The sequence below is a fragment of the Bacillus halotolerans genome (genome assembly GCF_001517105.1).
GTDB classification, from domain to species: Bacteria; Bacillota; Bacilli; order Bacillales; family Bacillaceae; genus Bacillus; species Bacillus halotolerans.
In genome coordinates this window covers 153,320-174,962 of the sequence record NZ_LPVF01000001.1, presented here as the reverse complement: position 1 = coordinate 174,962, position 21,643 = coordinate 153,320, and the positions used below count along the sequence as shown (strand labels likewise).

At 45.5% G+C, this 21,643-nt stretch carries 20 protein-coding genes and 1 pseudogene; 7 read left to right on the top strand and 14 right to left on the bottom strand.

Annotated features, from left to right (window positions below):
* Nucleotides 1-136: 136 nt before the first annotated feature.
* The 3 genes from AU387_RS00870 (at nt 137) to AU387_RS00860 (ending at nt 2,835) form a co-directional block, all read left to right on the top strand.
* On the top strand, nt 137-991 hold the full coding sequence (locus tag AU387_RS00870; RefSeq protein ID WP_059334459.1) for an alpha/beta fold hydrolase: 855 nt from the start codon (nt 137-139) through the stop codon (nt 989-991).
* Between the two features lie 97 nt (nt 992-1,088).
* Nucleotides 1,089-1,973, top strand: a complete 885-nt coding sequence (locus AU387_RS00865; RefSeq protein ID WP_082687818.1) for a permease — start codon at nt 1,089-1,091, stop codon at nt 1,971-1,973.
* A 4-nt stretch (nt 1,974-1,977) separates the two neighbouring features.
* On the top strand, nt 1,978-2,835 hold the full coding sequence (locus tag AU387_RS00860) for a TIGR03943 family putative permease subunit (protein WP_044161967.1): 858 nt from the start codon (nt 1,978-1,980) through the stop codon (nt 2,833-2,835).
* A gap of 36 nt (nt 2,836-2,871) precedes the next feature.
* Here AU387_RS00860 and putR read toward each other — a convergent pair whose 3' ends face one another.
* The 8 genes and pseudogenes from putR to AU387_RS00820 form a co-directional block, all read right to left on the bottom strand.
* The gene (gene putR / locus AU387_RS00855) at nt 2,872-4,107 is read right to left on the bottom strand and encodes a proline utilization transcriptional regulator PutR (RefSeq protein ID WP_059334458.1); all 1,236 of its coding nucleotides are present in this window, start codon (nt 4,105-4,107) and stop codon (nt 2,872-2,874) included.
* Nucleotides 4,108-4,259: 152 nt separating this feature from the next.
* Nucleotides 4,260-5,714 (bottom strand): sodium/proline symporter PutP, encoded by a 1,455-nt coding sequence (gene putP / locus AU387_RS00850; protein WP_082687800.1) that lies wholly within the window; start codon nt 5,712-5,714, stop codon nt 4,260-4,262.
* Nucleotides 5,715-5,805: 91 nt separating this feature from the next.
* Entirely contained in the window at nt 5,806-7,353 is a 1,548-nt protein-coding gene (gene pruA, locus AU387_RS00845; protein WP_044161972.1) for an L-glutamate gamma-semialdehyde dehydrogenase, read from the bottom strand.
* A 16-nt stretch (nt 7,354-7,369) separates the two neighbouring features.
* Nucleotides 7,370-8,281, bottom strand: coding sequence for a proline dehydrogenase PutB (gene putB / locus AU387_RS00840; protein WP_082687817.1), 912 nt, complete (start codon nt 8,279-8,281; stop codon nt 7,370-7,372).
* 188 nt (nt 8,282-8,469) lie between these two features.
* Complete coding sequence (locus AU387_RS00835) at nt 8,470-9,252, bottom strand: nucleotidyltransferase domain-containing protein (RefSeq protein WP_024120156.1); 783 nt, start codon at nt 9,250-9,252, stop codon at nt 8,470-8,472.
* An 81-nt stretch (nt 9,253-9,333) separates the two neighbouring features.
* Nucleotides 9,334-10,290: a cephalosporin C deacetylase gene (cah, locus tag AU387_RS00830; RefSeq protein WP_059334455.1), complete on the bottom strand. Its 957-nt coding sequence runs from the start codon at nt 10,288-10,290 to the stop codon at nt 9,334-9,336.
* Nucleotides 10,291-10,422: 132 nt separating this feature from the next.
* Nucleotides 10,423-10,695, bottom strand: a pseudogene (locus AU387_RS00825) (LysR family transcriptional regulator substrate-binding protein); the annotation flags it as partial.
* Between the two features lie 109 nt (nt 10,696-10,804).
* The gene (locus tag AU387_RS00820) at nt 10,805-11,365 is read right to left on the bottom strand and encodes a shikimate kinase (protein WP_024120152.1); all 561 of its coding nucleotides are present in this window, start codon (nt 11,363-11,365) and stop codon (nt 10,805-10,807) included.
* Nucleotides 11,366-11,780: 415 nt separating this feature from the next.
* Here AU387_RS00820 and AU387_RS00815 point away from each other — a divergent pair, with 415 nt between their 5' ends.
* A complete protein-coding gene (locus AU387_RS00815; RefSeq protein ID WP_059334453.1) occupies nt 11,781-12,569 on the top strand; it encodes a sugar phosphate isomerase/epimerase family protein in 789 nt (262 codons plus the stop codon).
* Between the two features lie 55 nt (nt 12,570-12,624).
* A complete protein-coding gene (tmrB, locus tag AU387_RS00810; RefSeq protein WP_059334452.1) occupies nt 12,625-13,218 on the top strand; it encodes a tunicamycin resistance ATP-binding TmrB in 594 nt (197 codons plus the stop codon).
* Between the two features lie 87 nt (nt 13,219-13,305).
* Here tmrB and nadE read toward each other — a convergent pair whose 3' ends face one another.
* Both nadE and AU387_RS00800 read right to left on the bottom strand, forming a co-directional pair.
* Complete coding sequence (gene nadE, locus AU387_RS00805; RefSeq protein WP_059292002.1) at nt 13,306-14,124, bottom strand: ammonia-dependent NAD(+) synthetase; 819 nt, start codon at nt 14,122-14,124, stop codon at nt 13,306-13,308.
* Between the two features lie 133 nt (nt 14,125-14,257).
* Nucleotides 14,258-14,854 (bottom strand): DUF1989 domain-containing protein, encoded by a 597-nt coding sequence (locus AU387_RS00800; protein WP_044161986.1) that lies wholly within the window; start codon nt 14,852-14,854, stop codon nt 14,258-14,260.
* 129 nt (nt 14,855-14,983) lie between these two features.
* On the opposite strand from AU387_RS00800, the gene AU387_RS00795 reads away from it, so the two are divergent.
* Nucleotides 14,984-16,324, top strand: a complete 1,341-nt coding sequence (locus AU387_RS00795; protein WP_044161989.1) for an amino acid permease — start codon at nt 14,984-14,986, stop codon at nt 16,322-16,324.
* A 1-nt stretch (nt 16,325) separates the two neighbouring features.
* Here AU387_RS00795 and AU387_RS00790 read toward each other — a convergent pair whose 3' ends face one another.
* The 3 genes from AU387_RS00790 to AU387_RS00780 all read right to left on the bottom strand — a co-directional run bounded on the left by AU387_RS00790 (nt 16,326) and on the right by AU387_RS00780 (nt 18,325).
* On the bottom strand, nt 16,326-17,087 hold the full coding sequence (locus AU387_RS00790) for a YqcI/YcgG family protein (protein ID WP_059334451.1): 762 nt from the start codon (nt 17,085-17,087) through the stop codon (nt 16,326-16,328).
* A gap of 69 nt (nt 17,088-17,156) precedes the next feature.
* Complete coding sequence (locus AU387_RS00785; RefSeq protein ID WP_059334450.1) at nt 17,157-17,786, bottom strand: LysE family translocator; 630 nt, start codon at nt 17,784-17,786, stop codon at nt 17,157-17,159.
* A gap of 74 nt (nt 17,787-17,860) precedes the next feature.
* Nucleotides 17,861-18,325: a MarR family transcriptional regulator gene (locus tag AU387_RS00780; RefSeq protein ID WP_059334449.1), complete on the bottom strand. Its 465-nt coding sequence runs from the start codon at nt 18,323-18,325 to the stop codon at nt 17,861-17,863.
* A 112-nt stretch (nt 18,326-18,437) separates the two neighbouring features.
* Between AU387_RS00780 and bmr3 the strand changes: the two genes are divergently transcribed.
* A complete protein-coding gene (gene bmr3, locus AU387_RS00775; RefSeq protein WP_059334448.1) occupies nt 18,438-19,976 on the top strand; it encodes a multidrug efflux MFS transporter Bmr3 in 1,539 nt (512 codons plus the stop codon).
* Between the two features lie 40 nt (nt 19,977-20,016).
* Here the strand turns inward: bmr3 and AU387_RS00770 are convergent, their stop codons facing one another.
* The gene (locus AU387_RS00770) at nt 20,017-21,642 is read right to left on the bottom strand and encodes an L-lactate permease (RefSeq protein WP_059334447.1); all 1,626 of its coding nucleotides are present in this window, start codon (nt 21,640-21,642) and stop codon (nt 20,017-20,019) included.
* Nucleotide 21,643: the final 1 nt, after the last annotated feature.

The following is a 21,643-nucleotide window of genomic DNA, read 5'->3' as shown; positions in this document are numbered from 1 at the left end:
ATCAAATCATTTTAATTGAGAATGAATATCAATAAAAAGTATATCACATTTTCCGTGCCTTTGTTTATTCATTTCTTCTCCTTGTGGTAAATTGTTGAAAACCCTATAATAGGCAGAAAACAAATGGGAGAAACAGATGAAAAGACGAGTCGAAACGATCACTTTCGAAGGACATACGCTAGAATTTTCTGTGACTGGCAAGGGAGCCCCCATTCTTGTCATGCATGGCGGGCATTCAAATTGTTACGAGGAATTCGGCTACACGTCGCTGGTCAAGCACGGGTACTCCATTATCACGCCTTCAAGGCCCGGCTACGGACGAACGTCAAAAGAGATTGGAAAAAGTCTTGCCGACGCCTGCCGTTTCTATGTGAAGCTATTAGATCATTTACAAATCGACAGCGTCCATGTGATTGCCATCTCAGCAGGCGGCCCAAGCGGCATATGCTTTGCCTCACATTATCCAGAAAGGACAAACACTCTGACCCTGCAATCCGCGGTCACCAAAGGATGGCTCACCCCTCAAGACACGGAATACAAAGTTGGGAGAATTCTCTTCCGCCCGCCGGTGGAAAAGTGGATATGGAAGCTGATTTCTTCTTTGAATAACGCTTTCCCGCGTTTGATGTTTCGAGCTATGAGCCCCCAATTCAGCACGGTTCCGTTTCAGCGAATCAAGTCCTTGATGAATGAAAAAGACATAGAAGCATTACGGAAAATGAACAGCCGGCAGCGCTCGGGTGAAGGATTTCTGCTTGACTTGTCACAAACCGCCGCTGTCTCTTTAAAAGACCTGCAAGCCATCATATGTCCCGTGCTGATTATGCAAAGTGTTTATGATGGATTGGTGGACTTGTCACATGCACATCATGCAAAAGAACACATTCCTGACGCCGCTCTCTGTTTGATTCACTCATGGGGGCACCTGATTTGGCTTGGGAAAGAAGCTGCTGAAACAGATAGAATCATACTCGAATTTTTAGAATCCTAACCAAGGTGAAACGATCCTTCCTCCTCTTCCGTCAAACAATCAGTGCCTTTTTTCGTGATATAATCAGAGGCAGCTTACCATGAGCGGAGGTTTTATTGTGACAGCACAATCGTCTTTTCTTCAGCTGAATTCTATTTTTATCAGTATTTTAATAGAAGCCATTCCGTTTATTCTGATTGGCGTCATTCTGTCCGGAATCATTCAAATGTTTGTTTCTGAAGAAATGATTGCAAGGATCATGCCGAAAAACCGGTTTCTCGCAGTCTTATTTGGTGCGCTTGCCGGCATCTTATTTCCCGCCTGCGAATGCGGCATTATCCCGATTACGAGGCGGCTTCTGCTAAAAGGGGTTCCTCTGCATGCAGGCGTTGCTTTTATGCTGACTGCTCCTATCATCAATCCCATTGTTTTGTTTTCTACGTATATTGCGTTCGGGAATAGATGGAGCGTTGTCTTTTACCGGGGCGGGCTGGCGCTGGCCGTTTCGGTGATCATCGGCATCATCTTATCCTATCAATTTAAGGATAACCAGCTGTTAAAGCCTGATGAACCCGGACATCGCCACCATCATCACCACACCCTGCTTCAAAAGCTGGGAGGGACCTTGCGTCACGCCATTGATGAATTTTTCTCCGTGGGGAAATATTTAATCATCGGCGCCTTTATCGCAGCTGCGATGCAGACGTACGTCAAAACATCCACTCTGCTTGCGATCGGACAGAATGATGTATCTTCTTCCCTCGTGATGATGGGCCTGGCGTTTGTCTTGTCGCTTTGTTCAGAAGTGGATGCATTTATTGCGTCTTCCTTCAGCAGCACATTTTCTTTAGGCTCGCTCATCGCCTTTCTCGTCTTCGGTGCGATGGTTGATATTAAGAATCTCTTGATGATGCTCGCGGCCTTCAAAAAACGATTTGTTTTCCTGCTGATTACGTATATTGTCGTGATCGTCTTAGCGGGATCACTACTTGTAAAGGGGTGATTGGATGTTTCGTCTATTGGTGCTAATGGGATTTACGTTTTTCTTTTATCATCTGCATACCTCAGGAAATCTAACAAAATATATCAATATGAAATATTCCTATCTTTCCTTTATTGCGATTTTCCTGCTGGCCATTTTGACAGCGGTTCAAGCGTATTTGTTTATCAAATCGCCTGAAAAAGGCGGGCATCTTCATGATGATGATTGCGGCTGCGGCCATGATCATGAGCATGACCATGAACAAAACAAACCATTTTATCAGCGGTATTTGATTTATCTTGTTTTTCTTTTCCCTTTGGTGTCAGGCATCTTTTTTCCGATTGCGACGCTTGACTCATCCATCGTCAAAACGAAAGGATTCTCGTTTAAGGCCATGGAAAGCGGAGACCACTACTCCCAAACCCAGTATCTGCGGCCTGATGCCAGCCTTTATTATGCTCAAGACAGCTATGACAAGCAGATGAAACAGCTGTATAAAAAGTATTCTGGTAAAAAAGAGATTTCTCTGACCGATGATGATTTCTTAAAAGGAATGGAAACCATTTATAACTATCCGGGTGAATTTCTCGGACGGACGATTGAGTTTCATGGATTTGCGTATAAAGGAAACGCGATTAACAAAAACCAGCTCTTCGTATTGCGGTTTGGCATTATTCACTGTATCGCTGATTCCGGCGTTTACGGGATGCTTGTGGAATTTCCGAAGGACATGGATATTAAGGATGATGAATGGATTCATATCAAAGGCACTTTATCCTCAGAATATTATCAGCCATTCAAATCCACCCTCCCTGTCGTGAAAGTGACGGACTGGAACACCATTAAAAAACCTGATGATCCGTATGTTTACAGAGGATTTTAATTGAAGACGAAACCAGTACAAGTACTGGTTTCTTTTTTATTTCTTTTTCATTAGCATCAAATCAAGATAGAGCTGGCATCGCGTTCTGAAATCGCTTAAATCGATAGATGTCATCTCAAGTATCTGCTTGATGCGGTAATTTAATGTGTTTTGGTGAATAAACAGCTGTTCTGCGGCTGGTTTTGTTTTGCAATTGTTGAGGAGATAGATTTCCAGCGTCTTCAGCAGCTCGGTGCTGCTTTCTTGGTCTTTCGCTTTTAGTAAAGCCAAATCCTTATTCTCGTATTCCAAAAAGTCATTTTTCTGTTCAATGCTTTCTAAATAACGATAAATACCGAGCTTCTCATATTCATATGGAATGTTTTCCTGGTTGCCGGTTATTTCTGCGGCTTTAATGACTTCCAATGCTTCTGTATAGCTTTTGCCAAGTTTTAAGATGTGGTCATATTCGTTTCCGATACCGATATAGATAGGGGTAGGAATTTTTTGAAAGTGAAAATGTGTTAACAGCTTGTTAATGAATTCAGCAGCTGCTGAGGAGGCGGAGCTTTTTTGGGAAAAACTCGCTACGACGATGACAATATTTGATTCTATCGTTAAGACATGACTGACTTTATCCCGCAAATTCAGGTAAGACCTGATATTTTCTTTTAAATCTTCCACCGCTTCCCCATCCCCATTCGCGGCGTGCAGGATGACAACTGAAAACACAGAAGGCAGCACGGTGTTGATTCTCTCAGCTTCGCGCCTGAGCTCCTTTTCAGAAATAAATTGCTGATAGATCGCCCGTTTGATGAGGTCCTCAGCTCTTTCTTCCTTTTCCTGTTTCAGCTTGTTCGCTTTATAAATAATTTTTCCGACATGGAAGGAGGTCTTGTACAAAAAGTCGAGCTCTTCGTCTGTCAGATCACGATCCAGTTCCTGAATCCAGATGTAGCCCATGACTTCCCCTTTATGCTTCGCACTCACGACTACTCTCTGATTTAACCCAATGCTCTCAATTTTATTGACGCGAAAAGGCTCAGGTTCTGTTTTCAGCTTTTCAATGATTCCGTCCTTCAAAAACCTCTCAAAAATCTGAACCGGACATTTTTTTGAAAAAATAGTCTGCTGGTTCGCAGAATCAAAATGGTTAATATAGTAAGAATTGTAGGCTAACAAAAAGAAATCCGCGCTTTCCAGTATCACTGGTTTTTGCAGTTCATAGCTGATAAAGTCAATCAGCTTATCAACATCTGAAAATGAAAAAACTCTCTCTAAAAGCTCTTCCATACCTTTTTCTCCTATACTTTTTTTACTTTAATCATATCCATACGGGGTCTTTTTGTATAGAAAAAAATACGTTTGTTTCCAAAAGAAAACACAGCGGTCTTAAAAGGAGAAAAGAGGAAAAAGGGATATCCCCTTCCTCCTCCTCTCGATCTTTATTGTGACATCGTATCTTCGTAGTCTTTAAACTGGTCTGTAACGTCTTGTGACGGAGCCTGCGTCAATACGCTGACGAAAAAGACCGACAACAGACTCGCAGCAAAACCAGGTATCATTTCATACAGAAAGCCCGAAAGACCGGCATTCGCCCAAATGATTACAGTCGCTGCCCCTACAATCATGCCGGCGAGTGCCCCCCATTTGGTCATTCGTTTCCAAAATAAACTGAGCAGTACAACCGGTCCAAAAGATGCACCGAAGCCCGCCCACGCGTAGCTGACCAATCCAAGGATGGTATTGTTTTTCTCCCAAGCCAGAACTAACGCGACAATTGAAACAGCCAGCACAGCCAGACGCCCTAAAAACACCAGCTCTTTATCAGAAGCTGAGCGCCGGAACATCGACTTATACAAATCTTCTACCAAAGAGCTTGATGTGACAAGCAGCTGGGAAGAAATCGTACTCATGATGGCCGCTAAAATTGCAGAAATCAGAAATCCTGTGATAATTGGGTGGAACAAAATGTTTCCTAATTGAATAAAAATCGTCTCCGGGTCCTTCAATGTCATGCCCCGCTGATGGTAATAAGCGATTCCGCCCAAACCTGTTAGCACTGCGCCGACCGCCGAAAGAATCATCCATCCCATTCCGATTCTGCGCGCTCTTTTTATCTCTTTGACAGACGTAATCGCCATAAAGCGCACAATGATATGCGGCTGGCCGAAGTAGCCCAAGCCCCAGGCAAACAATGAAATGATGCCAAGAACACTGGTTCCTTTAAAAATATTAAACATATCAGGGTCCACAGAGCGGATCTCAGCAGTTGTATCACCTATTCCCCCGGTGTGGAAAAACGTAACGATAGGAACGAGAATAAGTGCTGCAAACATAATGATCCCCTGAACAAAATCTGTCCAGCTGACAGCCAGAAAGCCCCCAAACAGGGTGTACGCGACAACAACACCAGTCACAACCCACAAGCCGGTGTGATAATTCATCCCCAGGATGCTGTTGAATAAGACGCCGCCGGACACCATTCCGGAAGATACATAAAATGTGAAAAAGACTAAAATGACAATTCCTGAAAACAGTCTGAGGAGCTTTGTTTGATCTCCGAAACGATTTTCAAGGAATCCGGGAATCGTAATCGAATTCCCCGCTTTTTCTGTATATGTTCTCAGCCGCGGCGCGACGTAGAGCCAGTTTGCCCATGCTCCAAGGCAAAGCCCGAACACAATCCAAACGCCGCTCAGTCCAGTTGAAAACATGGCGCCCGGAAGCCCCATCAGCAGCCAGCCGCTCATATCGGCAGCTCCCGCACTGAGAGCGGTTACAGCCGGACCTAAGGAACGTCCTCCCAGCATGTAATCCGTCAGGTTTGACGTACGTTTGTAGGCAAAGTAGCCGATCAGCAGCATCCCCGCCATATAAATACAAATTGAAATAATCAGCTGTGTGTTTTCTATGGCACTTCCTCCTCTTTTTTATAGTATATGGATGAAATGGACACCCCCGCAGGGAGGATGCCCATTTAGTCCCGCTTTAGAACATTTCACTGATTGTTTTTGCCTGCATGTGCAGTGCCAGGTAATCCGGACCGCCGGCTTTTGAATCTGTGCCGGACATTTTGAAGCCGCCGAACGGATGGTAACCGACGATGGCTCCTGTACAGTTGCGGTTAAAGTACAGATTTCCAACATGGAATTCTTGTTTTGCACGCTCAATGTGCTTGCGGTTGTTTGTGATCACCGCTCCCGTTAAACCGTACTCAGTATTGTTCGCCACTTCTAATGCTTCATCAAAGCTTGATACTTTAGAGAAAGCGACAACAGGCCCGAAAATTTCTTCCTGCATGAGTCTTGCTTTCGGTTCAAGGTCAGCGAAGATCGTCGGTTTGATGAAGAATCCTTTTGAATCATCACCAGTGCCGCCGCTTACTAATCGGCCTTCCTCTTTTCCGATCTCAATATAACTCATAATTTTATCATAAGAACCCTGGTCAATGACAGGTCCCATGTAAACATCTGCGCTGTCAGGGCTTGCCGTTACTTTAGACTCTGTGATTTCAATAACGCGCTCTAATACTTGATCATACACTTTTTCATGGACAACAGCACGTGAACCCGCAGAACATTTTTGGCCCGCAAAGCCGAATGCAGATGTAAAGATGGATTGAGCCGCCAATTCAATGTCCGCATCCTCATCGACTACAACTGTATCCTTACCGCCCATTTCAGCGATTACACGCTTTAAGTGCTGCTGGCCTGGCTGAACTTTTGCCGCACGTTCGAAGATTCTCGTACCGACTTCTCTTGATCCCGTAAACGTGATAAGGCTCGTTTTTGGATGGTCAACAAGGTAGTCACCGACTTCCGCTCCGCTTCCAGGAACAAAGTTGACAACGCCTTTTGGCAGACCGGATTCTTCAAGAACCTCAACGAATTTAGCAGCAATGACAGGCGTTGCGCTCGCAGGTTTAAGAACAACTGTGTTACCGGTAACGATCGGTGCTACTGTTGTTCCCGCCATAATCGCGAACAAGAAATTCCAAGGCGGAATAACGACTGTTACGCCAGTCGGCGTGTATACATATTGATTTTTCTCGCCTTCACGGCTGTTGACCGGTTTTCCTTTTGCCAGTTCAATCATTTGGCGTGCATAATATTCCATGAAGTCAATCGCTTCAGCCGTATCAGCATCCGCCTCGTTCCAAGGCTTCCCTGCTTCTTTTACAAGCAAAGCGGAGAATTCATGCTTTCTGTTGCGGACTTTGGCAGCCGCGCGGAACAGGACAGCCGCTCTTTCTTCCGGAGACGTGTATCTCCACTCTTCAAAGGCTTTAGCCGCAGCTTCAATTGCTTGCTCAGCGTGTTCTTGAGAAGCTTTTGAGACTCTGCCGACTACCTCTTCTTTATTAGCCGGGTTAATGGAAACGATCTTCGCTTCTGTTTCCACTCTTTCACCGTTGATGACAAGCGGATAGTCTTTTCCTAAATATTCGTTTACTGTCGCAAGCGCTTTTTTAAACGCTTCTACGTTGTTTTGGTCTTGAAAATTTGTGAATGGTTCATGTTTGTAAGGTGTTGTCATTGTAATCTCTCCTTTTTTACTTCTTCGTCATTCCTTTGAAAGCAAATGCAATGTTTGACGGACGTTCTGCCAGGCGTCTCATAAAGTAGCCGTACCAATCCTCTCCGTAAGGCAGGTAGACTCTCATGTTATAACCTTCTTTTACGAGGCTGAGCTGGGTTTGCGACCGCATGCCGTACAGCATCTGGAATTCAAACATGTCATTGGAAATGCCGTTTTCCCTGGCAAGCTGCTTTGTAAAATCGATCATTTTATCGTCATGTGTCGCAATCGCTGTGTAGTGACCATTTAAGAGCTGCTTTCGGATGATTTTTTTGTAGTTCTCATCGACATCGCTTTTTTCCGGAAAAGCCACTTTTTCTGATTCCTTATATGCTCCTTTTACAAGACGAAGGAACGGTTTCAAAGAATCCAATTCGTCAATATCGTTTTCCGTCCGGTACAGATAGGCCTGTAACACCGTGCTTACATACTCGTATTTCCTTCTGAAATCCTTAAAAATATCAAGCGTTTTCTGGCATCTGACCTCGTCTTCCATGTCTATGGTGACCATGACTTTATGCTTCTCGGCCGTCTGGACGATTCTCGTCATATTTTCATACACCAGATCCATATCTATATCGAGACCTAAAGACGTCATCTTTAAAGAAACGTGTGAGTTCAGCTGCTGATCCGCAATGGTCTCAATGGTTTGGATGCATTCTTCCGTCCGTTCCCTTGCGACCTCGGCGCTGTTCACAAACTCGCCTAAATGATCGACAGTAACTGACAAGCCTTGGCTGTTAAGCTGTCGAATTGTCGGGATTGAACTGTTAAAATCATTCCCGCCGATAATTTTACCCGCTGCCACCCGGCTTCCCCAGTTTCTCGCCATCTTATTGAGAAAGCCGCTTTTGGATAAAAATAAGAAAAAATCTCTTGTGATCACTTCCAACCTCAACACCCCGCAATCTAAGAAGTATTTGTATGAGTTTATTGTAAATGGACAAAACCGCTGTTCACAATATTCTCAAAATACAAAGATTCTGATTATTTTTGTGGGTTTCTCACAATCAGATAGTTAGAAAGTCGGGGGACTTCCTGTCGAAAAATGGAGAGAGGAAGCGACAGTAAACATCAGCTTCCTCCATCATTCCACACTTCTTCAACAGTATTCAAAAGCAGACGATTCAACTCAGGCGTGATATCTTTTTTGATGATTTTCAGCGTTTTCGCCGCTTCCATAATCCTTTCAATCTCCGTTTCAATGAATTGGTGAATCACATGAATTCTTGCTTCAAGATCCAGTTCTTCACCTTTTCTTTTGCGCTCAAGCAAGGTTTCCATCTCTGCTCTCAGTTCGGGTTCCGTAATCAGTTCATTCATCAAGACAGTAAAATCCATCGGCGGAATGGTTCCGTGCTTTTCAATCCACTTGCACGCCAGTATCGGCCGCAGCACGTAAAAATACTTTTTGATTTTCACCTCTTGCCCTTGCAGGTAATCCTTGACGTTTCTTTTTGCCATATTGATATAGTGATACACACTGGCTTCAGGCTTAAACGCAGTGCTTCGCAGCTTTCTCAGCTGCTCTGCGGTCGTAAAAGCTTCGTAATACACAATGTCTGAGGACAGCCACTCAAGCAGCGGAGGGTTTGATTTTTTGAAAAGACGCAGCGTTTTTCTCAGTTCCCAGCCGCTGATATCCAGCAAATCGTGGATCGGCTCTTCAATGACATCCCGCTCCTGCTCAATTGAAAAATACCACTCCTTTTTCGGCACATAAATAAAGCGGACATCATAATCGCTGTCTTGCGACGGGAATCCCCAAGCACGGCTCCCTGATTCAACGGCATACACGATTTTAACGCTGTATTCCTGCTCAATTCGTTTTAGTTCATCAATGATTCTTTGTTTCATATATATTCGTCTCCCGTCTTTTCTCATTCCGGCTGATTGCAGAAAAAAACCGCCAGATGATGCGGCGGCTCTTCACGTCTGTCAGCCTTTAAGATGCTGCTTAAAGAAGGCAAGCTTTTCCGTTTGAAAGGCAGGGATATACTCATGCCCAAAGTAGCGGTACACCTTCAGCTCTTTTTCTGTCTCCAGATGGTTATAGGCCGCAAACACAGTAGAAGGCGGCGTAACCTTGTCAATCAGCCCGATCGACATCAGTACAGGCACCTTCACCCTGTCAGCCAGATTCATAATATCGAAATACGTTAGTGTATTCATGGCCCGCTCTTCTGTTTCCGGGCTGCCATTTCTTCTGAAGAAGGAATTGATTTCGAGATACGGCTGTTCAAGCGCCACATCGATGGCCCGATCGAAATTGCTTAAGTAAGGATAATCAGCAACAGCGGCTTTCGGAATATCTGACAGAGCCGCGGCCGCAATGGTTAAGCCTCCGCCCTGGCTTCCGCCCGTCACGCCGATTCTCGTTTCGTCGACTTCATCAAAGCTGCTGATGACTTCAAGCGCGCGGATGGCGTCCAAATAAACTCCCCGGTAGTAGTATGTATCTTTATCAAGAATTCCTTTCGTCATCCAGCCCAATGCGTGTCCGTGCGGAGAAATACTGGTGTCCTCGCTGCCCTGCTGGCCGCGGACAAGCATGCCGAACGCAGCGTATCCATGCAGCGCCCAATTGACCATTTCATGAATGTCTCCGTCATAGCTTGCATTGTAGCCGTGATATTTCACGATCGCCGGATGCGGGCCTTCTTTGTCAGGCACCGCATACCATCCGGCAATGCTGGCATTTCCAAAACTTTTATATGTGAGGCGGTATACCTTCACCCCGTCAGCAGGATAATCAACCGGCTGTAAGTCAGGAACTGCTGGAACTTTGGCAAGCTCGTTCAAAGAGGACTTCCAAAACTCAGAATAATCTTTTTGGGCAGTTTTGTCAGGCTTATACGTTTGCAATTGGTCGAGCGGCATATCGAATAGTTGCATTTCCGATTATTCTCCTTTGTTTAATAAGATTTAATTTATTCTATACTATCACGTTTTGAATCTATTTTCTAAATTTTTTAACATCCGCTTTCTGATTCAATCCCTCGACGTGAATTCGTTCTAACACCATATTCACTCTTCTTGATCAAACGTTTGTTTAACCGATTCCCGGCTCAGTTCCATAAAGGCCTGAGCGGTCAGACTGACATAGCGGTTCTTTAAAAATACAAAAACCAGAGTGCGTGAAGGCGCGGATTGAAGAGATAAATAGATGACACCCGGGTCTTTGTCTCTTTTGACCATATTTGGCGCAAGTGTTACCCCCAAACCGTTTGCCACAAGGGATTGCGCGGTTTCGATGTGGCTCGTTTTAAACGCCGCGTGCGGCTTAAAGCCGCTTTCCGCTACAAAAAACACCTCCAAGCCTTATTTCGGATAACAACGATCCGTTTTCAAACATGAAGGTGTTTTTTATTTGTTTCATCTTATGGGATCAGTCCCTCCCGCACGGCTTTTACATTGGCTGATAAAGATCCCAACCGATTTTTAACGTCTCCACAATGTAATCTGCAATTTCTTCAGGAGCAAGGTTGTCTGTTTCCACTTTTGAATTGTGCTTGTCATAAATGACTTTTCTCTCGTTAAACAGCTGCTCCATTTCATCCATTGACCGGTTATGCAGCACCGGACGGCTTTCGATCAGCAAATCCGCGCGCTGCTTCCAGTTCTCCCAGGACAGATCGAGGTGAAGCACCAGACAATGTTCGAGACAGCACTTTCTGATTTCCTCTTGTTTAAAAGAGCCTCCGCCAAGTGAGACAATTTTAAATCTTGTATGGTGACATAGATTCAGGATATATTCTTTTTCTGTTTTCCGGAAAAAGTCCTCACCTTTTTTTTCAAACATCTCAGGGATCGACATGTTGAAATCCTTTTCGATTTCTTGGTCAATATCGATAAAATCTCTATATAATTTCTTAGCGACCAATTGGCCGATTGTCGTTTTTCCTACACCCATGAACCCAATCAGGACGATATTTCTTTCTCTTACTGGGATGGCTCGTTTAGCGTTCATCTCTGGCGAAATCCTCCTAAGGAATGAAAGTTTATCTTCATTATATGCTGATTTTGCGAATATTTATATAGGTACCGGCTCGGGCGTCCTCTATTTCATTGCCAGCCGTTCAAGCTTTCCTACAATAAGCTAACAGAACCGCTCCGTTATACGAGTTTGCCGCTCCGCAGTCAAGATGTTATTAGCCGTGTTGCAGCATAAAAGATGTAACATGACGAAACGTCATATTTGAGCAGTCGGCTCCGTTTCTTTTTTGCGTTCAATCACCTTCTTGGCCGGATGACATTCATTGTACAACATTTTCAGAAATAATTTAACACTTCGACGCAAAAAAGCATTAAATGATTAAACCTCCTTTCTCTCTCTGCGTTTATCCGTTTTTCATCAGGGAAAAAGATGACGGGAGGGATGTGAGATGAAAATAAGCTTTTGTACAACCGGATATAAAAAGCAAAATGTTATGGACGTCATTTCCTTTGCGAAGGAGCAGTCCTTTGACGGGATTGATTTGTGGTATGGCCACATCGAACAGTATGAACAGGACTTCGGGCCGCTGGACAGCCTTTATACCCTGCTGCAGCAGCATAAACTGAAGGTGCCCGCGGTCAGCTTATACACCGATTTTGTGACACAAGGAGAAGAAAAAACAAAAGAAGCAGTGAAAAAAGGGCTTCGGGCGGCGAGACAGCTTCACAGCCCGCTTATTCGCGTATTTGCCGGCAATCAGGCGTCAAACAGAACGTCACCGGAAAAATGGCTGCGTGCGGTTGAACAATTCCAGCAGGCTGCGCAAATGGCAGACGGCTATGAGGTGAATATCGGTCTGGAAATTCACTACGATACGTATGCCGATACACCTGAAGCTGCTTTAACATTTTTGAAGGATGTCGGCCATCCGAGACTCCGAACGATTTTTGACGGGTCAAATCTGCACGTGAACCGAATTGACCAGCTGCCCGCTTTAGAAAAAACCTTTCATACGATAAGCCATATCCATTTGAAAAACTACCGCTGGAACTTTGATAACTGGTATCTGAGCGAGCCAACTCCGATTTTTCAAGGAGATCTCGATCAAAAAGCATTTTTAAAAGAGCTGATGAACAGACAATATGATGGTTTTGTTTCTCTTGAGTATTTTGGAGAACATGCCTTTACGCATATAAAGGAATCGCTCCGCCAATATACGTCTGTTTTTTCCCGCTGACTCTTCGATCGAAGGGTCTTTTTTTTGTATCATAAACAAAAAGGGGGATATCATGATGATCATTTGGATAAATGGGGCTTTCGGTTCCAGAAAGACACAAACAGCGTTTGAACTGCACAGAAGGCTGAAACCGTCTTACGTATATGATCCTGAAAAGATGGGGTTTGCGATGCGTTCGATGATACCGCCGGATATCGCTGAAGATGACTTTCAAAGCTACCCTCTGTGGCGGGAATTCAATTACAGCATGCTTTCCTATTTGTCAGATACATATCAGGGCATCATCATTGTGCCCATGACCATTACGAACGATCAATATTTCCATGACATTATCAGCAGGCTGAGACAGGGCGGCCGGACCATTCACCACTTTACCCTGCTGGCTTCAAAGGAAACATTGCTGAAACGCCTGCGCACCAGAGCGGAAGGAAAAAACTCCTGGGCCGCAAAACAAATTGACCGCTGCATCAACAGCCTGTCTGATAGCCTCTTCACAGAACATCTCCATACAGACCAAATGTCTAGCCAGCAGGTCGCAGAAACGATCGCTGCCCAAGCAAATCTGCCGCTTGAGCCTGATTCGAGAGGCAGCCTGCGAAGATTCACCGACAGATTGATGGTGAAGCTGAATCATATCCGTATCAAATAAAAGACGTTTTGAAACCATGTCCCTGATACATGCAAATGAATGGATCAATAAATAAAAAGCCCACTCCAAGAGTGGGCTTTAATCATATTATTTCCACCAGTCATCAAACATAGAAGCTGGGACCTGGCGCTTATGCTCCGTCACGCTGAAGCGTTTCTCCAGCGCTTCTGACGCCTTCGCCGATACTTCTTTTCCTTCGAGATAATCATCAATCTCATCGTAGGAAATGCCAAGCTCAGTTTCATCGGACTGCTGCGGCTTTTCATCCAGCAGATCGGCAGTCGGTTCTTTTAAGTATAAGCGTTCTGGGGCACCCAGCTCTTTCAGCAGGCTTCTTCCCTGGCGCTTTGTTAAACCTGTCAGCGGCAGGAGATCTGCGCCTCCGTCACCGTATTTCGTAAAGAAACCTGTCACGGCTTCGGCCGCATGGTCTGTTCCAATCACAAGAAGGCCTTCTTGGCCGCCGATCGCGTATTGAGCAATCATTCTCGTTCTCGCTTTTACGTTTCCTTTATTAAAGTCTGTCAGCTTATCGCCTGTCTCTTGCTGATATTGATCCGCAAAAGCGCTGACTGTTGATTGAATGTCAAATTTCCAGGATTTATCCGGCTTGATGAATTTCAGAGCGAGCTGAGCATCATCTTCATCCTGCTGTGTGCCGTGCGGAAGACGGACCGCGATAAATTGAGCATCTCCGCCCTCCTTGCGAATGCTTTCCACCGCAAGCTGAGCAAGTCTTCCCGCAAGTGTTGAATCCTGTCCGCCGCTGATGCCAAGCACAAGTCCTTTAGCGCCGGTTTTCTTTACATATTGTTTTAAAAAATTGACTCTGTCCTCAATTTCTTGCTTTGGATCAATTGAGGGCTTCACATGTAATTCACGCATAATCTTTTCCTGCATGCTCATCCCAATCATTCCTCCTGTACATTTTCGCTTGTTTCTTACTGTTCATTTCCCCGAATCAATGAAAATGAATCATGACTGTTATGTATCCATATTAACTATAGCACAGGTCTTATTTCATAGTGAATAAGAGAGATCAGCTGACTTCAACCCGTATGGACGTCACACTGTCGCCATTGCACTTTCCTTTTTCAATCGGGCAGGAAGAAAACGCGACAACCAAATCCATCTCCGCTCTGAGTCTGACGTAATCCCCGGCATTTGACAGCGGCGTTTCCACAGATAGGTTCCCCTTCTCATCCAGAACGGTATTCATAAAAATCGCAAACGGATAATGCATATGCGGCTTCGGCACGCCGAACTGCTCAAGCGCCCTGTTCATATTGTCATAACACGTATCCTGGAACTCGTCCTTTTGTTTTCCGTATAACAGCCTGTTCATATCAGGACGGCAGGCTGGCAGAAGCAGGTCATGCTTGCCGACTGTATCCTCAATGAGCGTCAGCATCGGTTTATACAAATTAGAGTAAATATGATCGTTGACCTTCACATGAATGGAATGATTGGCATCAATGGTCGCTCCCTGATCAAGATGCTCATAAAAATCCTTTGCGTGGTACGCCACAAAATCAGCAACCTGCTGCCCCTCTACATCAACCACCTTCAAAATCTGGCCCTTTTTCAGCTTCAGGCCGAGCCCTTTCTTCGGCTGAACGATATATTGCTGTGTCATCCGCTTCGCTCCTTTTTCTATTAGTATGAACGTTTACCATCGCCTCCATGTAAAAAGAGGCAAAAATCCGATGCATATAAGCCTTGCGCGGGTTGCAATCTAACCTTAGATAAAAGGGGTTGAATGTAAATGAGTCAAACAAAAAAAGACCAAGAAAAAGGAAATCTGGCTTGGTGGCAGCTTTCATTAATCGGGATAGGATGCACAATCGGAACAGGATTTTTTCTCGGTTCCAGCATCGCAATTGTGAAAAGCGGATTTTCCGTTCTGCTTTCATTTCTAATTGGAGCAATCGGCACATATTTTGTATTCGAGCAGCTTGCCAAGCTGTCGGCAAAGCAGCCTGAAAAAGGCTCGTTTTGTGCGTATGCGCGAAAAGCGTTTGGCAGATGGGCCGGCTTCAGCAACGGCTGGGTGTACTGGTCATCTGAAATGCTGATTACCGGAAGCCAGCTGACAGCCATTTCGTTATTTACGAAGCATTGGTTTCCTCAAGTGCCGCTGTGGGTATTTGCTTCCATCTATGCTGTACTGGGGCTTCTCATTATTTTTACCGGACTTTCTGTTTTTGAAAAAACAGAAAACGTGCTGGCAGTTATCAAAACAGCCGCTATCTTCATGTTTATCGTGATTGCCATTCTGGCTTTGTGCGGCATATTATCAGGCGGAAAGCCGGAGGTGCAGATTCCGAATGAGACGAAAGAATTTTTCCCATTCGGAGCTATGGGACTGTGGACAGGCCTGATTTATGCATTTTACGCGTTTGGCGGCATTGAAGTCATGGGGCTCATGACGGTTCATTTAAAGAAGCCGGAGGAAGCCTCAAAATCAGGAAAGCTGATGCTGGCAACGCTGGCGATTATTTATATCATTTCAATCGGGCTCGCTTTGCTACTAGTTCCTTTACACAAGTTTACAGAACAGGACAGCCCGTTTATTACGTCTTTAAAAGGATTTCATCTCGAAGTGATCCTTGATATTTTCAACGGCATTTTTATTATCGCGGGGTTCTCGACCCTTGTCGCTTCACTCTTTGCCGTGACAACATTGCTTTGTACGATGGCCGATGACGGCGACGCGCCGAAATGCTTTACTCTAAAAGAAGGCAAAAAAATATGCTGGCCCGCGCTCGGATTAACATTTGCGGGGCTTATCGTGTCTATCGTCCTGTCTTTAGTGCTGCCTAAAAATATATATGAGCACATGACAACAGCGGCCGGGCTTATGCTTTTATACACTTGGCTGTTTATCCTGTTCTCCAGCAAAAAGCTGACCGATCCGGCAGCCATGGCGAAAACGCAAATTTATTTGGCGACAATTCTGATCGCGGCGGCTGTGTCCGGCACGCTGTTTGAAAAATCAAGCCGACCCGGATTTTTTGTCAGCTTGGGATTTCTAGCTGTCATTGCCGTCGTCACCTTGATCTATCAAAAAAAGCAGGGACACAAAGACCGCCCTGCCAGTTCGTGAACTATTTCATTTTGTTAAACATGTTTTTTAAATATGAAAACGGGCATTTTGATATCTGTTTTTCATCTTCCCGGAGAAAATACTGTTTCCATTCCCGGTTATCCTTTCCTCCGTACCAGCCTAAATGCGGATGAATCGGGGCTTGATCATAAGCCTGTAAACGGGATCGGATCAGCCTGCTCATGTTTCGGCCAGATGCGGTTGAACCATTTAGATCTTCAAACACCCATCTTGGCTGGAACGTGATCATAAAATAAGGAAAGCTTCGGCTTCTCCTCGCATCATGAGCCGGCGTTGCACACAGAATAAAATACGGCTCACCGTCAAAACAAAACTCCCATTTAAAATGCTCTGGATCGGCCGGAATATCTGCCGGCCACTCTTTTTTATCTTGTTCGCTCAGTCTATTTAAAAAGCGCCAAAACAGCTCTTCATACGCTTCAATGGAATAATGCTCAGCCAAATCCTCCGGTGTATCAAATAACACAACCAATGACGTATACTTCCCGGTGTCTCGCGAGATATTCCCATACTCCGCAAGCAGCGGCGCCAGTTCCTCCACCGTACCGTTTTCTCTGGGATCTCCTGCAAAAGCAATGCGAAGCTGATCAGTCAGAAATGCCTGACGGCCGGGAATACACGGGAACGTATCCGCGTCATCCGCCAAAGTTTCTGCTAATAGCTCAAAAGCGATTCTTTGCCATTCCGGGAACTCAGCTTGATTCCGTTCCAGAAAACTTTTGGTGTAAATCCCTTTCACCATTGATCCACCTCCAGTATCATCTGGATACTATATTAAAACTGGAGGCGGCAGGTGACTGTCCTTCATGAATCAGCCCAGTAACTGTTTGATGCCCTGATAACCGAAGTAAAAGCCAAATACAAGGAGGGATACACCAGCGATTCCGGTCAATCCCCTCAATAGCTTTTCATGAAGCAGATTTCTGAACATGCTGGCTGTGATAGCCATGCAAAAATCCCAGATTAAAATGCCGATCATGATGCCGGAGCTATAGATAAGAAGCTGATTCATATTGTAGGCCTCTGCTGTTTTCGCAAGAATGCTCCCGTAAATCCCAAGCCAAAAAAGGATGCTCAATGGATTTGACAGTGAAATGAGAAAACCCGAAGCGAACGTTTTCCTGTATGACGCTTTTCCCCGTGTGCTTCGCACATCCATCGGTTCTCTGACATTTTTCAGTGTTTCAATTCCCGTATAAGTCAGTACAAAAAAGCCAAAGAGCCACAAAAACGTTTTCACAAACGGAGCGGTCAAAAACTGTGACAGACCGAAATAGATGAAAAGCATGTACAGTCCGTCAGCTGTCATGGCGCCTAAACCAAAAATCCACGCATGCCAAAACCCGTTTTTAATGCCTTTATCAATTTGCGCCGCATTGACAGGTCCCACAGGCGCAGACAAGGACAGCCCCAGCACAATATAACTCAAAAAAATGTTCACCGGCCCGTACTCCCCTCTCTTACTCAACTTGTACAATTTATTCGGGAACGGGCCAAGCTATGCACAAAAATCACCTATTGTTTCAAGCGGTCAAGCTCTTCCTCCATAATATCGGAGGCTTTGCCGATAAAACCGAAAATCAGTTCCAATTCCTCCTCCGTATACTCGCGGCATAGATCCATCGTGGATTCTGACAGTGAACGGAACAAATCTTTCACGTGCTGTTTAGAAGCGGTAAGAGGCACGATAATCACTCTTCTGCGGTCGTTCGGGTCCTTTTCGCGGGCCACATACCCCGCTTTTTCCAGCCGGTCAACAAGCGCCGTAACGGAACCCGTGCTGAGTCCCGTCTTTTTCCCCAGTTCGCCGGCCGTCATTGGTCCTGCTTCATTTAAGATGTCAGCTGATTTCAAATCGGTGGGAAACAGACCGAGAGCTTGAGCTGCCGCCTGATGAAACAGAATGGTTCTAGTGCCCAATTTCCGAAATAGCTGAACGGCGGTCTTTTCCAACTCACTTCTGGAATTTCTTGTTGACAACTGACAGTCCTCCCTATAGAATCGAATTTATCTTGATAATCGAGATATTTAACGATCAAACTATTATCATGATATCAGAACTTACATAGAAAAGTAAGAGGAGGTAGAACAAATGGACACAACATCAGCAAAACAGGCTTCCACCAAATTTGTGGTTCTCGGTCTTTTGCTGGGCATCTTAATGTCCGCGATGGACAATACGATTGTTGCCACAGCGATGGGCAGCATCGTGGCTGATCTTGGAAGCTTTGATAAATTTGCATGGGTAACTGCATCCTACATGGTAGCGGTGATGGCTGGAATGCCGATTTACGGCAAGCTTTCCGACATGTACGGCCGAAAACGTTTTTTCCTGTTTGGACTTATCTTTTTCTTAATCGGGTCGGCATTATGCGGAATCGCACAAACAATGAACCAGCTGATCATCTACCGGGCCATTCAGGGGATTGGGGGCGGAGCGCTCCTGCCGATTGCCTTCACGATTATCTTTGATTTGTTTCCGCCGGAAAAACGCGGAAAAATGTCGGGCATGTTCGGCGCTGTATTTGGATTATCAAGTGTTCTCGGCCCGCTGTTAGGCGCTATTATCACAGACTCTATCAGCTGGCACTGGGTGTTTTACATCAACGTCCCTATCGGTGCACTGTCATTGTTTTTCATCATTCGCTATTACAAAGAATCGCTGGAGCATAAAAAACAGAAAATTGATTGGGGCGGCGCGATTACTTTAGTCGTATCCATTGTGTGCCTGATGTTTGCGCTTGAGCTCGGCGGCAAAACATACGACTGGAATTCGACTCAAATCATTGGCCTGTTTATCATTTTCGCTGTTTTCTTTATTGCCTTTTTTATTGTGGAGCGAAAAGCGGAAGAACCGATTATCTCCTTCTGGATGTTTAAGAACCGCTTGTTTGCCACAGCGCAGATTCTCGCTTTTCTTTATGGCGGAACATTCATTATTTTAGCAGTGTTTATTCCGATTTTCGTACAGGCGGTATACGGCAGCTCAGCGACAAGCGCAGGCTTCATCCTGACACCGATGATGATCGGATCAGTGATCGGAAGTATGATCGGCGGAATCTTCCAAACGAAGGCAAGCTTCCGCAATCTGATGCTGATTTCCGTCATATCTTTCTTTATCGGCATGCTGCTGCTTTCCAATATGACGCCGGACACAGCGCGCGTATGGCTGACTGTCTTTATGATGATTTCAGGCTTCGGCGTAGGCTTTAACTTCTCGCTGCTCCCGGCAGCATCCATGAATGATCTTGAACCTCGTTTTCGGGGAACGGCCAACTCCACGAATTCATTTTTACGATCATTCGGCATGACGCTCGGCGTCACGATTTTTGGCACGGTTCAGACGAACGTATTCACAAACCAGCTCAGCGACGCCTTCAGCGGGATAAAAGGCTCCGCCGGCTCAGGCGCTCCGCAGAATATCGGTGATCCACAGGCCATTTTCCAATCCGGCACACGATCACAGATCCCTGATGCGATTCTGAACCGGATCATCGACGCCATGTCATCAAGCATCACATATGTCTTTTTACTTGCTTTGATTCCAATTGTCCTCGCGGCGATCACCGTTTTGTTCATGGGAAAAACAAGAGTCAAAACAACTGAGGAAATGACGAAGAAAGCAGATTAATACAAAAAGCAGTACACCTGGAGTGTACTGCTTTTTTCTATTAAACACCTAATCTTGCAAGAATAAACGTCCATATGCAGATGATCAATAGCAGAATCAGACTGTACATCACTGTCCGTTTAAACAGCTTTGATTCCTTCCCTGTCTGGCCGACCGCGGCAGCGGCAATGGCGATAGATTGCGGAGAAACGAGCTTCGCCATCACCCCGCCCGCCGTATTTGCGGCTAACAGCAAATCAGAACCGGCACCGATCTGTGCTCCGGTGACAACCTGCAAATGCCCGAACAAAGCGTTATTGCTGACAACTGAGCCAGTAATGAACACGCCGATCCAGCCGAGCACAGGACTGACAAACGGGAACAAATCGCCTGTTTTCGCCAGTGCCAGCCCGATGGAAGAGCTGAGCCCCGCGAAGTTCGCCAGATTGGCAAACGCCATCACAAAGCAGATCGTGACAATCGGCATCCACAGTTCCTTCCCTGTCTCCTTCAAGCAACTGAAGCCATCCCGATAAGAGAAGTTTTTGCTGAACAGCCCTGTCACGATGACCGCGGCTAAAATCGCTGTACCGGTCGCTGACAGCAGATCGACTTTAAAGACTGCATCTAACGGCATGGCAGACGGGGCAATCGGCGGCATTTTCATAATTTGCTGATGCAGAAAAGGCATCTTGAACAAAAGCGTTGTCTGATAGAAGAGCCCGCCTTCTTGGAAAAGCGCTTTGAATGCAGGAAGGCTCCAGATGGTGATCGCCGCAGTTAACATGTAGAAAGGAGACCACGCCTTGGCAATGTCTGCGGCGCTGTATCTCTTTTTCTCACCGGTTTCTTCGGCTCCCTGCTCACGATAAATCTGTTTCGGCTGCCACTTGCGCAGGAAAAGCGCAAGCCCGCCCATACTGAACAGCGCCGCCAAAATGTTAGCTAATTCCGGTCCGAGCACAGCCATTGTCAGCGTCTGAACCGCTGTATACATACCGCTGACAACCAACAAAGCAGGCCAGGTTTGTTTGATTCCCTTCATTCGGTCTAATAAGAACACGAGTAAAAACGGAATTAGAAAAGTAATCATCGGCAGTGTCCAGATCAATGCCCGAGACAGCTCAAGAGAAGACAAGTCTCCAATTTGCGCGCCTGTAATCACCGGTATCCCAATTGCGCCAAAGGCTCCAGAGGCAGCATTCGCAATCAAGCAGAGCGCCGCCGCCTTTAACGGTTTAAAGCCAAGTTCGACGAGCAGCGCCGCACTAATTGCAATCGGAACACCAAAGCCGGCCGCGCCTTCCAAAAATGCGTTAAAACAAAAACCGATTAATAATAGCTGTAATCTTTGGTCAGGCGAAATGCCGGCAATGCTGGAACGAATAATGGTAAACTTCCCGGTTTTCACAGCGATTTTATAGAGCCACACTGCCATCAAGACAATGTAGCCGATCGGCCACAAACCGCTTCCGATGCCTAATAAAACAGAAGAAACGGCTTTTTCAACCGGCATGTGAAATGCCAATACGGCAACCAAAAAGCTGGCGGCTAGGGTCAGAAATGCCGCGAGAATGCCTTTCATCTTAAAAACGGTTAAAGCTAAGAGAAAAAAGAGAATCGGTGTGAGCGCAACCAGTGCGCTCACATACTCGTTTCCAAACGGATCATACAACTGCTCCCACATT